Source organism: Mesorhizobium sp. LNHC232B00, from assembly GCF_000502435.1.
Taxonomy (GTDB): domain Bacteria; phylum Pseudomonadota; class Alphaproteobacteria; order Rhizobiales; family Rhizobiaceae; genus Mesorhizobium; species Mesorhizobium opportunistum.
Genome location: NZ_AYWP01000002.1, coordinates 422,015 through 434,107, shown reverse-complemented (window position 1 = coordinate 434,107; position 12,093 = coordinate 422,015). Strand labels below are relative to the sequence as shown.

Annotated in this window: 12 protein-coding genes; 4 read left to right on the top strand and 8 right to left on the bottom strand. The window is 63.8% G+C overall.

Annotation, left to right across the window (positions count from 1 at the left end):
* Positions 1-199 precede the first annotated feature (199 nt).
* Entirely contained in the window at positions 200-1,222 is a 1,023-nt protein-coding gene (locus X743_RS164460; protein ID WP_023764034.1) for a fatty acid desaturase, read from the top strand.
* A gap of 124 nt (positions 1,223-1,346) precedes the next feature.
* Here the strand turns inward: X743_RS164460 and X743_RS164465 are convergent, their stop codons facing one another.
* The 7 genes from X743_RS164465 to cysG form a co-directional block, all read right to left on the bottom strand.
* Positions 1,347-1,967: a DJ-1/PfpI family protein gene (locus X743_RS164465; RefSeq protein WP_013892983.1), complete on the bottom strand. Its 621-nt coding sequence runs from the start codon at positions 1,965-1,967 to the stop codon at positions 1,347-1,349.
* A 193-nt stretch (positions 1,968-2,160) separates the two neighbouring features.
* Positions 2,161-3,768, bottom strand: a complete 1,608-nt coding sequence (locus X743_RS164470) for a GMC family oxidoreductase N-terminal domain-containing protein (protein WP_023764033.1) — start codon at positions 3,766-3,768, stop codon at positions 2,161-2,163.
* A gap of 95 nt (positions 3,769-3,863) precedes the next feature.
* Complete coding sequence (locus tag X743_RS164475; RefSeq protein WP_023764032.1) at positions 3,864-4,397, bottom strand: DUF934 domain-containing protein; 534 nt, start codon at positions 4,395-4,397, stop codon at positions 3,864-3,866.
* 237 nt (positions 4,398-4,634) lie between these two features.
* On the bottom strand, positions 4,635-5,399 hold the full coding sequence (locus X743_RS164480; RefSeq protein WP_023764031.1) for a phosphoadenylyl-sulfate reductase: 765 nt from the start codon (positions 5,397-5,399) through the stop codon (positions 4,635-4,637).
* Positions 5,374-7,044 (bottom strand): nitrite/sulfite reductase, encoded by a 1,671-nt coding sequence (locus tag X743_RS164485; RefSeq protein WP_013892980.1) that lies wholly within the window; start codon positions 7,042-7,044, stop codon positions 5,374-5,376. The genes X743_RS164480 and X743_RS164485 overlap by 26 nt, the downstream gene beginning before the upstream one ends.
* A 41-nt stretch (positions 7,045-7,085) precedes the next feature.
* Positions 7,086-7,391, bottom strand: a complete 306-nt coding sequence (locus tag X743_RS164490; protein ID WP_023764030.1) for a DUF2849 domain-containing protein — start codon at positions 7,389-7,391, stop codon at positions 7,086-7,088.
* On the bottom strand, positions 7,388-8,836 hold the full coding sequence (gene cysG / locus X743_RS164495; protein WP_023764029.1) for a siroheme synthase CysG: 1,449 nt from the start codon (positions 8,834-8,836) through the stop codon (positions 7,388-7,390). The genes X743_RS164490 and cysG overlap by 4 nt, the downstream gene beginning before the upstream one ends.
* A 403-nt stretch (positions 8,837-9,239) precedes the next feature.
* Between cysG and X743_RS164500 the strand changes: the two genes are divergently transcribed.
* Both X743_RS164500 and X743_RS164505 read left to right on the top strand, forming a co-directional pair.
* Entirely contained in the window at positions 9,240-9,707 is a 468-nt protein-coding gene (locus X743_RS164500) for a host attachment family protein (RefSeq protein ID WP_084555430.1), read from the top strand.
* Positions 9,708-9,885: 178 nt separating this feature from the next.
* Entirely contained in the window at positions 9,886-10,806 is a 921-nt protein-coding gene (locus X743_RS164505) for a zinc-binding dehydrogenase (RefSeq protein ID WP_023764027.1), read from the top strand.
* Positions 10,807-10,827: 21 nt separating this feature from the next.
* Here the strand turns inward: X743_RS164505 and X743_RS164510 are convergent, their stop codons facing one another.
* Positions 10,828-11,580, bottom strand: a complete 753-nt coding sequence (locus tag X743_RS164510; protein ID WP_023764026.1) for an SDR family oxidoreductase — start codon at positions 11,578-11,580, stop codon at positions 10,828-10,830.
* 141 nt (positions 11,581-11,721) lie between these two features.
* Between X743_RS164510 and X743_RS164515 the strand changes: the two genes are divergently transcribed.
* On the top strand, positions 11,722-12,093 hold the full coding sequence (locus X743_RS164515) for a nuclear transport factor 2 family protein (protein ID WP_023764025.1): 372 nt from the start codon (positions 11,722-11,724) through the stop codon (positions 12,091-12,093).

Genomic DNA, 12,093 nt, shown 5'->3' with positions numbered 1-12,093 from the left:
CTGCGACGCTGGCCTCCAGCCGCGACGCTCACGAATTTGACTCCTCAAATGTCCACGGCCTTGCCGTTTCGGCATCGAAAAAAGGTTCAACTTGGTGTAACGCCACGGCACGGAATTGATCCATCGCGCGACGATTACGCACAGTAATTTCGCGTGATCTTTGTCTTGCGGTGGCGGAACGCGCCGCCTATGGTTCCTGATGAACATGATTTCCCCTGAGGCCGCGGCCAACAGCAAGCGCGCCTGGCTCAAAATTCTGGCGCGCTACAAGAAGCCCGACCGGCGGCGCAGCACACTTGAACTCGCCATCACCCTCATTCCGTTCGCCACGCTCTGGGCGCTCTCTTCGGCCGCCTATGCCTATGGCCATTGGTGGGGACTGATCCTCATCCTTCCCGCGGCCGGGTTCCTGGTGCGGATCTTCATGATCCAGCACGATTGCGGCCATGGCTCCTTCTTCGCCAACCGCTACGCCGACGACTGGATCGGCCGCGCGCTCGGCATTCTGACCTTGACGCCCTATGACTGCTGGCGGCGCGCCCACGCCGTGCATCATGCCAGCGCCGGCAATCTCGACGAGCGCGGCATGGGAGACATCAGGACGCTGACCGTTGCCGAATATCGGCAACTGTCATGGCGAGGCCGCCTGGCCTATCGTCTCTATCGCCATCCCCTCGTGATGTTCGGCCTGGGGCCGATCTGGCTGTTCATCTTCGAGCAAAGGCTGCCTGTCGGCATGATGCGCGGCGGCCTGACGCCCTGGGTGTCGTCGATGACCACCAATCTCGGCATCGCGCTTGCCGCGGCCATCCTCATCTGGTTCGTCGGCCCCGGCGCCTTCCTGGTGGTCCATCTGCCGATCGTCATCCTCGCCGGTTCGGCCGGCATCTGGCTGTTCTATGTCCAGCATCAGTTCGAGGAGACGGAATGGGCGAAGGATTCCGAATGGGAATTCCAGCATGCCGCCTTGCACGGATCATCCTACTACGACCTGCCGCGGGTGCTGAACTGGTTCACCGGCAATATCGGTGTCCACCACGTCCACCACCTCTCCGCCAAAGTGCCCGGATACCGGCTGCAGGAAGTGCTGCGCGACTATCCGGAGCTGCGTGGCATCGGCCGCGTCACGCTGATCGAGAGCCTGCGCTGCGTCAAACTGGCATTATGGGATGAAAGCCGCCGCAAGCTGGTGTCGTTCCGCGAGGCACGGGCAGCGGCCTAACCAATTCCAAGAAAAGTATGACGGTTCCCCGGGGAAAAGCGCGTAGCGCTTTCCCGTCGGGAATTACGTCAAGACAAGAAGTAGAACCGCCGCGCCTTGGGCGCGACGGCTGGCAGCGTCCGGATCAGGCCGCCTGGCGTTCGTCGCGCATCAGGATCTCGCCATGGCGGATTTCCGTGCCCAGCACCTTCAGGCATTCGCGGATGAAGTTGGACAGGCCCGGCCAGCCCTTGGCTGACACGAGATTGCCGTCGACATGGGCGCCGGTCGGCGCGACGTCGATGTAGATGCCGCCGGCCAGCGTCACTTCCGGCTCGCAATAGTGGAGTGCCGCGACTTCCCTGCCGCGCACCACGCCGTCGACGGCGATCAGGATCTGCACGCCGTGACAGATGGTGAAGATCGGCTTGCCGGCCTCGTGGAAATGGCGCACCAGCGCCTGCACGCGCTTGTCGATGCGGATGTATTCCGGCCCGCGTCCGCCCGCCGCGTAGACGGCGTCGTATTTGGCCGGGTCCACCTCGGAAAACGTCTTGTTGAGGATATAGTCGTGGCCGAGCTTTTCCGTATAGGTCTGGTGGCCTTCGAAGTCGTGCAGCGAGGTCTTCAGGACGTCGCCCGCCTTCTTGTCCGGACAGACGACATGCACCGTGTGGCCGACGGCATGCATGGCCTGTTCAAAGACGAAAATCTCGTACTCCTCGCTGAACTCGCCAACGAGCATCAATATCTTCTTGCCAGCCATTTCCGGTTCCTCCCTTGTGGCCATATTTATTTCGGATCACGAAATAATACCCATATCCTAAGGGCAGGACCGCGAAAGGGAAAGCATAAATCGCACAATTGGTACGACCAGTTGGCGTCGATACCTGTTCCCCCGATCATCGAGCGCTTCGCGGCAGCGGAAAACGGCGCCACTGGTTCGACCAGAGCTACAATCAGGCGGCCGTCTTGATCATGTCGGCGGCCTTTTCGGCGATCATGATGGTCGGCGCGTTGGTGTTGCCGCCGATCAGCGTCGGCATCACCGAAGCGTCGACGACACGCAAGGCTTGCATGCCGCGCACACGCAATTGCGGATCGACTACCGCCATATCGTCGACGCCCATCCTGCAGGTGCCCACGGGGTGATAGACGGTGTCGGCGCGAGCGCGGATATGGGCCATTAGTTCGGCATCACTCGAAGCCCCCGCGGTGTAGATCTCCTTGGCGCGGTATCTGGCCAGCGCTGGCGCTTCCAGGATGCCGCGCATCGTCCTGACGCCCTTGAGGAGCAGATGGGCGTCGCGTTCGTCGGACAGGAAGCGCGGATCGATGCGCGGTGGCGCCAACGGATCCGGCGTCGACAGCCCGACCTCGCCGCGCGAATGCGGCCGCAGCACGCAGACATGGCAGGAGAAGCCGTAGCCCATGTGCAGCTTGCGGCCATGATCATCGACGATGGCGATGCAAAAATGGAGTTGCAGGTCAGGGCGGTCGATCGCTGGGTCGGATTTGAGGAAGGCGCCGCCCTCCGCATAGGGCGTGGCGATCATGCCGCCGCCATCCTTGCGCCAGCGCAGCATATGCCGCAGCAAGCCAGGCAGACCGCGCAGCCCGATGCCCATCATGTCGGCATCCCTCGATGTCCAGCCCATGATGAAATCCAGATGATCCTGCAGGTTCTTGCCGACGCCAGGCAATTCATGGACCATCGGAATTCCGTGGGCGGCGAGCTCGACGGCTGGGCCTACTCCAGACAGCAACAACAGTTGCGGCGAGCCAAAGGCGCCGCCGCAGACGATGACCTCGCGCCTGGCACGCGCAACGGCTTCGCTGTTGCCCTTGCGATAGCGCACGCCAGTGGCCCGCTTGCCGTCAAGGACAATCCCGGTGGCATGCGCTCCGGTGATGACGGTCAGGTTTGGCCGGCCGATCGCCGGATGCAGATAGGCCGCCGCCGCCGAACAGCGTTCGCCATTGCGGTCTCCGCCCCAGAATTGCGTAACCTGATAGAGTCCTGCTCCTTCCTGTTCCGGTCCATTGAAATCCTCATTGCGGCGGATCTGGTTTTCGCCGCAAGCCTCGACAAAGGCCCGGGAGAGCGCACGCGGCTCCTGCTGCTCGGCAACCCGCAGCGGCCCGTCATCGCCGTGCAGGGCGTCGCTCCCGCGCTGGTTGCCTTCCGCGCGCCGAAAATACGGCAACACCTCGTCCCACGACCAGCCGTCGCAGCCGAAATTGGCCCACTCGTCATAGTCGCTGCGATGGCCCCTGACATAGAGCATGGCGTTGATGGCGCTCGAGCCGCCAAGCGCCTTGCCGCGCGGCTGGTAGCCCTTGCGGCCGCCGAGACCTTGCTGCGGCACCGTCTCGAATGCCCAGTTGTGGATCTTCGGCCGGCCGGGCAACAGCGCGATGACGCCGGCCGGGGCGCGGATGAACAGGTTCTTGCCCTCGCCGCCGGCTTCGACCAGGCAGACCGTCTTCGATGGATCCTCGGAGAGACGCGCGGCAAGCGTGCAGCCTGCGGATCCGCCGCCGGCGATGACGTAGTCGAAAGTCATGATTCCCTCCTCCCACCCGGCGGATGTTTCCGTCCGGATAGCCCAGAGAAGGCCCGATCAGAGCTGATGTAAAGACGTCGGCGATTACCGCAGCGTCAGCTGTTGCGAAGGCGCCGCCAGGAATATTTCGGGCCCTTGGGTTCCTGCGCTTCGGCCGGCTGGTAGTAGAGCCCCAGGCCGCCGGTGCGGCCCTCCTCCAGGCGCTTCAACAGCACAGGGTTGGAGATCTCGAACTCGTCGAAGCCGAGGCGCAGCATATGCGGCAGTTGGTCGACGAGGACCTGGCCGGTAGCGCGGACAGCGCCCTCGAAATCATAGCGCTCGCGCAGCAATTCTCCCTTGGAGAAGGAGCGGCCGTCGCTGAAGGCAGGAAACGCCAGTGCCACCAGCGACAACTGGTCGAGCAGGTCGGCTATCTTCTCGAGCTGATCGCCGGGCTGCAGCACCACGCCGAGCCGCTCCCTGGCGGAGCGGCGCACCTCCGGATCGAGATCGAGGAATGCCTGCAGCGGCAGGATGAAGCGGCCATTGCCGGTGAGCGCGTCCGCGCTCTCGGCATGCGTCCATTCATCCTCGCGAAAACCATCCGGGGTCCAGAGCCGGGTGACCGGTGTTGTCGGTTCAGTCATCAAAAAAGTTCCTAAATATCCAAACGAGCCAAGGGTGTGTTGAGATTCAGGTCAGGCTGCGCCGAAAATGGCGGCTTCCGAGAACCGGAGCGGAGCGTATTTGAAGTACGTGAGCACCGGCCTACGCCGACCGTAGCCTTAATCGCCACGGCCATTCAAGAGTGCTTCGGCCGGCGAAGGCCGGAAGCGCGGGAAGCTGGCATTTGCAGGCCAGTCTCACCTGAATACCAGCATATCCTACAGGGATGCGTCGGTCAGCGATACTTCCAGCCCCGACAGGTGAATGCCGCACTCGGTCTTGGCATGGCCAGCCCAGCGGCCGCTGCGCGCGTCCTCGCCCGGCTGCACCGGCTGCGTGCACGGGAAACAGCCGATCGACAGATAGCCATAGGCGACCAGCGGATTTTCGCGCAATGCGTGCGCGCGCATGTAGTCCGCCTGATCCGATGTCGTCCAGTGCGCCAGCGGATTGATGCGGATGCGCGGACCGACCGCCTCGAACACCGGCAGTGCGGCGCGCGTCGAGGCCTGGAAGCGCTTGCGCCCGGTGAACCAGGCACGGAACGGTGCGACGCCACGCGCCAGCGGCTCGACCTTGCGCACGTTGCAGCAGGCATCGGTATTGCTCTGGTGCAGATTGCCTGTCGGGTCGATCCGCTCGAGCGCCGCTTCCTCGGGTTTGATCACCCTTATGTTGGTCAGCCCGAAATCGGCGACGAGCGCGTCGCGGTAGCCGAGCGTCTCCTCGAAATGCTTGCCGGTGTCGAGGAAGATGACAGGCAGTGTACGGTCGATCTCCGAGATCATGTGCAGCAGCACGGCCGAATCCGCCCCGAAGGACGACACGGCCGCGATCTCGTCATGAAACAGATCGCTTGCCGAGCGTTCGATGATCTCGAGCGCGTTCAGGTGACCATAGAGCGCATCGAGCCCCGCCGCCTTGGCGGCGGCGCCGTCATCGACGTCGGCTATTTGGTCAAGCGGCCTTGGCTTCGCCAGCATAGAGCGCCTCCTTGAACGGCGCGGGACCGACTCGGCGGTAGGCGTCGATGAATTTTTCCTGCGGGTTGAGCCGAAGGCCGAGATAGGTATCGACGATCTGCTCGATGGCGTCGGTGATCTCTTCCGACGAGAAGCCGCGGCCGATGATCTCGCCGACCGACGTGTTTTCGTCGGCCGAGCCGCCCAGCGTCACCTGGTAGAGCTCGGAGCCCTTCTTCTCGACGCCGAGGATGCCGATATGGCCGACATGGTGGTGGCCGCAGGCGTTGATGCAGCCGGAAATCTTCAGCTTCAACTCGCCGATCTCGCGCTGCCGCTCCAGCGAGGCGAAGCGGCGCGAGATTTCCTGCGCGATCGGGATCGAGCGCGCCGTGGCCAGCGCGCAATAGTCGAGGCCCGGGCACGCGATGATGTCCGATATCAAATTGGAATTGGCCGTCGCCAACCCGATGTCGACCAGCGCGTCATACACGGCCTTGAGGTCGGCGCGCGCCACATGCGGCAGGATCAGGTTCTGCTCATGGCTGACGCGAAGCTCGTCGAAAGCGTATTTCTCGGCGATGTCGGCGACCGCTTCCATCTGGCTGTCCGAAGCGTCGCCCGGCACTTCGCCGATGCCCTTGAGCGAGATCGTCACCGCCGCATAGTCGGGATGGCGATGCGTCACCACGTTCTGGTCGAGCCATTCCGAAAAGCCCCTGGAATCGAGACGCGCCAGTTTGACCGTCTCGTCGCCGTCCGGCCGATCCGTCAGCGCCGGCGGCGCGAAATAGGCCTCGATGGCGCGAATGTCGGCATCCGGCAGCTTCAGCTCCGCATCCTTCAACTCTTGCCACTCGGCCTCGACCTGGCGGGTGATTTCCTCGACACCGGTCTCGTGCACCAGGATCTTGATGCGTGCCTTGTACTTGTTGTCGCGGCGGCCATAGAGGTTGTAAACGCGCAGGATCGCCGTGCAGTAGGACAGAAGATCGGCTTCCGGCAGGAAGTCGCGGATCTTGCGGGCCACCATCGGCGTGCGGCCCTGGCCGCCGCCGATATAGACGGCAAAGCCCAGTTCGCCGGCGGCATTCTTCTTCAGGTGCAGGCCGATGTCATGCGTCTGGATGGCGGCGCGGTCGCGCTCGGCACCGGTCACCGCGATCTTGAACTTGCGCGGCAGGAACGAGAATTCCGGATGCACCGACGACCACTGGCGCAGGATTTCCGCATAGGGGCGCGGATCGGCGACCTCGTCGGCGGCGGCTCCGGCAAAATGGTCGGCGGTGACGTTGCGGATGCAATTGCCGCTGGTCTGGATGGCGTGCATCTCGACGCTTGCGAGATCCGCCAGGATCGCCGGAATGTCCGACAGCGCCGGCCAGTTGAACTGGATGTTCTGGCGCGTGGTGAAGTGGCCGTAGCCCTTGTCGTATTTGCGGGCGATGTGGCCGAGCATGCGCAGTTGCTTGCCGTTCAGCGTGCCATAGGGCACCGCGATGCGCAGCATGTAGGCATGCAGCTGCAGATAGACGCCGTTCATCAGCCGCAGCGGCCGGAACTGGTCCTCGGTGATCTCGCCGGACAGCCGGCGCTGGACCTGGTCGCTGAACTCGGCGACGCGGGCCTGGACAAAATCGTGGTCGAACTCATCGTAACGGTACATGCTTCGTCTTTCAGGGCGCGTCCGCCCGCGTCTGGTGTCTGTTAGGCCGCCCAAGTCGACTGCTTGGCAGCCTGCTTACCGAGATCGTTGCGGATGGTAGGACCCGCGGCGCGGATCTTCTCGCGCAACCGCACCGGCTCGACCACGCCGCCGACGACTTCAGCGTCGATCAGATTGACGTCGACCACTTCATTGTCGGCATAGGCCTTGGCGCCAATCGCCTCCAAGCGGTCTTCGGCCGCCTTGTCATGGGCAAGGTCGGCGTGGTCCACCGTCTCGGCCCAGCCGCCATCGGCGTACCAAACGGCGATGCCATCGCTTAGGCGGTTGGCGGTCAGTATCTTCATGACTGAACTTTCTCAGAGGTGGCCTTGGCCACGCCTTCATGCATGTGTGCCGCGAGCGGCTCGGACTGCTCGAAATTGGCACCGGCAACGGCGTCGCCGATAATGGTCATGACCGGGCCAGAGAGATCGGCGCGCGCTTCCAGCGACGGCAGGTCGGCGAGCGTGCCGTGGAAGCGGCGGCGGTTGGCGAGGCTGGCATTCTCGACCACGGCGACCGCCGTGTCCGGCGACAGGCCGGCCTCGACCAGCCGGCCGGCAACCTCGGCGGCGACCGAGCGGCCCATATAGACGGCGACGGTGGCGCCGGAAATGGCGAGCTTGGCCCAGTCGGGCAGGGAATTGCCCTTGAGGTCGTGGCCGGTGGTGAACACCATAGACGATGAAACGCCGCGCAAAGTGAGCGGCAGTTCGAAATCGGCGGCGGCGGCGAAGGCCGCGGTGACGCCGGGAACCACCTCATAGGCGATGCCGGCATCGCGCAGTGCCGCCATCTCCTCGCCGGCCCGGCCGAACACCAGCGGATCGCCCGACTTCAGCCGCACCACGCGCTTGCCCTGGCGGCCGAGTTCGACCAGCAGCGCGTTGATTTCGGCCTGGCTCTTGGTATGGCAGCCTTTGCGCTTTCCGACCGGCAGGCGCTCGGCGTCGCGGCGGCCCATCGCAACGACCGCCTCCGGCACTAGCGCGTCATGGACGATGACGTCGGCCTCCATCAGCAGGCGATGCGCCCGCAGCGTCAGAAGATCCTCGGCACCGGGACCGGCGCCGACCAGGGCGATGTGGCCCGAAACCGGTGCGTTCGACAGCAACAGGTCGGTCGCGGCTTCATGCGCCCGCGAAAGCTCACCCGCCTCGACGGCACGCGCTGGCGCACCGCCGAAGAAGTCGCTCCAGAAGCGGCGGCGAATATTGCCCTTGGGCAGTCTCTCGGCGGCGGCACGGAACGAAGCGGCAAGCGCCGCAAGCCCGCCGAGCGACGGCGACAGCATGCGGTCGATGCGGCTGCGCAATATCTGGGCCAGCACCGGGCCGGCACCCTCGGTGCCGATGGCGATGGCGACCGGCGCACGGTTGACCAGAGCCGGGGTGAAGAAATCGCAAAGTTCCGGCCGGTCGACGGCGTTGACTGGAATGCCCAGCATGTGCGCGTCCTCGGCGACCCGGCGGTCCAGCGCCTCTTCGCCGCTGGCGGCAAACACCAAGACCGAGCCTTCGAGCTGCGCCGCGTCGTAAGCCGCCGCGACATGGTTCGCGCCCGTCTGGGCGATGAAGGCCAACAGCTCCGGTTCGGCGTTTTGGGCGATGATGCGCAAAACCGCACTCGACTGTCCGATCAGCCGCGCTTTGGCCAGCGCTTCCTCGCCGCCTCCGACGATGGCCACGGCTTCGCCCTCGACCCGCACGAAGACGGGGAAGGCATTGAGCTTGGGGGCGGTGTGCGGCATGAAAACGGGCAGAGTCCTGAACTGGCTGCAGTTTTACGCCCGGGCGCGGAAAACCAGAAGCAAAGCACTCGCGCATCCTGTGATGGCAGGCAATCGCTTTTTCGCAACTGCGAAGGGCAAGAGAAAAATATTCCACATCCGCGCAAAGGGCGGATTCAAGCAACCGGGGCAAAGCTTGATTTCAGGTCTTTTAGCCATCGGCGCAGCATCTCGCAAAACAGTTTTTTCTAATTTCTACCAATTCAGTAGATTAAAGTCGCCTTCGGGCGCGCCTGCCCTTTGGGCGGCCGTCGCTCGGCCCTCGGGGCCGATTCCAGAGGTTGGAACATTAACGGTTCGCCACGCGTTCCCCTCCTGCCGAAGTCGAACTGTTCGGGGCGCTCGGGGCGCTCGGAAAGCCATGATGTCGAAGAAAGGAACCCGCCACATGATCAAGCTGAAGCATGGTATCTGGGTCGTGGTGGCTGACGGTGAAAAGGCGCTTTTCCTTCGGAACGCAGGCGACAACAAATTTCCGGACCTTCAGGTCGTACAGGAGATGGAGCAGGAAAACCCGCCAACGCGCGAGCAAGGCACCGACAGTCCGGGTCGCTACAGTGACGGTCCCTCGGTGCACCGCAGCGCGGTCGAGGATACGGACTGGCATCGCATCGGCAAGGAACGCTTCGCCGACGAGATCGCCGACCGGCTCTACAAGCTCGCGCATGGCGGCGAGTTCAAGGAGATCGTGCTCGTCGCCCCGCCAATGGTGCTCGGATCCATGCGCAAGAAATTGCACAAGGAGGTCGAGGACAAGGTTATCGCCGAAGTCCCCAAGACATTGACCAATCACGCCATACCAGAGATCGAGGCCTTGCTGCGGGCCGCCTGATCGGTAGTCTGCCAATCGCCATTGGGGCAGCCCGATTTTCAGGTCGAATGGCTGGCTGCCCAGCCCTGTGCTCAACCATCCGCGGTCAATAGGGTGCGCTGGTGAATGAGCATCCCTGGAGCGTCTTCGGTTGCTCCAGGAGCTGTTCGTTCCGCCACGCGGCAATGAGGTGTGGACCATGCTCGCCCTAGTCATTTCTTCCGTTAGTGTGGCCGGGCTGACGCTCGCCGAAGTCGACGAACCCCAGCCTCTCCCGAATGAAGCGCTGATCTCGGTCCGAACAACCTCGTTGAACCGCGGTGAACTGCGCCTGCTCACCATACGTCCGAACGGTTGGATACCTGGCCAGGACATCGCCGGGATTGTCGAACGGGCTGCCGCCGATGGCTCCGGGCCAGCCGTGGGCGCCCGGGTTGCGGCATTGGTCGACCAGGCCGGCTGGGCCGAACGTGTCGCCGTTTCAACCGACCGTCTCGCCGTCATCCCGGATGAGGTCAGCTTCGTTTCCGCCGCCACGCTTCCGGTCGCGGGCACCACGGCGCTTCGGACTTTGCGCCATGGCGGCGACCTGGCCGGCCAGCGGGTCTTGATCACCGGTGCGAGCGGCGCTGTCGGCCGTTTCCAGATCCAGATCGCCCGCGAGCAAGGCGCTTCCGTGACAGCAATCGCCGCCGCCCGGCATGCCGAGGATCTCCGCGGCCTCGGAGCCGAGCAGATTGTCGGGTCGATAGAGCAGGCCGAGGGGCTATTTTCACTGATTACAGAGTCGGTCGGCGGCGAAAGCCTGGCACACGCGATCGAACGCGTCGCACCCGGCGGCACCATCGTCATGTTCGGTTCGAGCAGTGGCGAACTCACGCCGGTCGGGTTCCGCCAGTTCGTTCCGGGCCACGAGGGGGCGAAGCTCCAGACTTTCGCCTACTACACGTCCGGTCCTGACATTGGCACGGACATCGCCTCGCTGCTCACCCTGGCCGCGGTCGGCCGGCTGGAGACCCGCGTCGCCATGACAGTGCCGTGGACGGACATCGCCCAAGCCCTGGACGCACTGCGACAGCGCAGCTTCAGCGGCAAGGCCGTTCTCACCATGACCGGATGAGGCAATTCTTAGCCTGAAGCCTCACACGTGCTGGCCGCCATTGATGTGAATTTCCGAGCCGGTCACGTAGGACGCCTGCTGCGAGCACAGGAAGAAGATGATGTCGGCGACCTCGGCCGTAGTGCCGAGGCGCCTAAGCGGGATCGTCTCGACGATCTTGTCCGTGCCCGGCGACAGGATCGCCGTGTCGATCTCGCCCGGCGCGATGGCGTTGACGCGGATGCCGTGCGGCCCGAAATCATGCGCCATTTCGCGCGTCAGCGAGCCGAGCGCCGCCTTCGATGTCGCATAGGCGGTGCCGGCGAAGGGATGTACGCGCGTGCCGGCGATCGAGGTGACATTGACGATCGATCCCTTGGCCGTCGCCAGTTCCTTGAACAGGCCGCGCGCCAGCATGATCGGCGCGAAGAAATTGACCTGGAACACGTCGCGCCAGACATGCATCGGCGTGTCGATCGAGTTCATGCGGCTGTTGCCATCGCTGAGCTTCGGCGAAATGCCGGCATTGTTGACCAGCGCGTGCAACTGGCCGCCATGCGCTTCCAGCCGGTGCCGAATTTCGGAAACGGCGATGCCGACATCTTCCTGGTCGGCAAGATCGACCTTGATGTGGTCTTCAGGACCTGCCGGCCAAGGGCAATCCTCGGCAAAGGCCTGGCGCGAACAGGTGATGACGCGCCAGCCCTCGCGCGAAAAGCGCTTGACCGTAGCATGGCCGATGCCCCGGCTGGCGCCGGTCAGCACGATGGTTTTTCGGGTGTCGAGTTCAGCCATGTCGGGTCTCCTGGCTGGAGATGTAGCCGAACGCCAGCGAGGTGGCGAGAGGCCGAAATGTCACCATTCGCCAGAACGCCGGAACCGGGAAGCTGCCGCCTCGTTGGTTCGACAATGCCAGCCAATCGATGAGATAAAGCCATGAAACAGACAGCACCTCTCGACATCGCCACTGCCTTCACCACGGCGTGGACCAGCCATGACCTCGAAAAGGCGGCATCCTATGTCGCCGAGGACGTCGTTTTCGATGGGCCGATGCAGAAGTCGACCGGCAAAGAACCCTATCTGAAGGGCCTGACGAAGCTCTCGCAAGACGTGACCGGCGTGCGCATGATTGCCGCCTTTGGCGACGATCGCCAGGCTTTGCTCATGTACGACCTGATGACGAAGTCATCCGGAGCGCTGTCCTGCGCCAAACATCTTACCGTCAGCGACGGCAAGATCCATAGCGACAAGTTGACCTTTGACAGCAAGAAGCTTGGCAGCGCCAAGCCAAAGGCGAACGGCAGCTAA

Excerpts from the sequence above, each read along its gene's own strand:
- X743_RS164490 (WP_023764030.1), bottom strand. The coding sequence starts at position 7,391 with ATGAAGATACTGACCGCCAACCGCCTAAGCGATGGCATCGCCGTTTGG.
- X743_RS164465 (WP_013892983.1), bottom strand. The coding sequence starts at position 1,967 with ATGGCTGGCAAGAAGATATTGATGCTCGTTGGCGAGTTCAGCGAGGAG.
- X743_RS164460 (WP_023764034.1), top strand. The coding sequence starts at position 200 with ATGAACATGATTTCCCCTGAGGCCGCGGCCAACAGCAAGCGCGCCTGG.
- X743_RS164515 (WP_023764025.1), top strand. The coding sequence starts at position 11,722 with ATGAAACAGACAGCACCTCTCGACATCGCCACTGCCTTCACCACGGCG.
- X743_RS164510 (WP_023764026.1), bottom strand. The coding sequence starts at position 11,580 with ATGGCTGAACTCGACACCCGAAAAACCATCGTGCTGACCGGCGCCAGC.
- X743_RS164475 (WP_023764032.1), bottom strand. The coding sequence starts at position 4,397 with ATGACTGAACCGACAACACCGGTCACCCGGCTCTGGACCCCGGATGGT.
- X743_RS164505 (WP_023764027.1), top strand. The coding sequence starts at position 9,886 with ATGCTCGCCCTAGTCATTTCTTCCGTTAGTGTGGCCGGGCTGACGCTC.
- X743_RS164485 (WP_013892980.1), bottom strand. The coding sequence starts at position 7,044 with ATGTACCGTTACGATGAGTTCGACCACGATTTTGTCCAGGCCCGCGTC.
- X743_RS164500 (WP_084555430.1), top strand. The coding sequence starts at position 9,240 with ATGTCGAAGAAAGGAACCCGCCACATGATCAAGCTGAAGCATGGTATC.
- cysG (WP_023764029.1), bottom strand. The coding sequence starts at position 8,836 with ATGCCGCACACCGCCCCCAAGCTCAATGCCTTCCCCGTCTTCGTGCGG.
- X743_RS164470 (WP_023764033.1), bottom strand. The coding sequence starts at position 3,768 with ATGACTTTCGACTACGTCATCGCCGGCGGCGGATCCGCAGGCTGCACG.
- X743_RS164480 (WP_023764031.1), bottom strand. The coding sequence starts at position 5,399 with ATGCTGGCGAAGCCAAGGCCGCTTGACCAAATAGCCGACGTCGATGAC.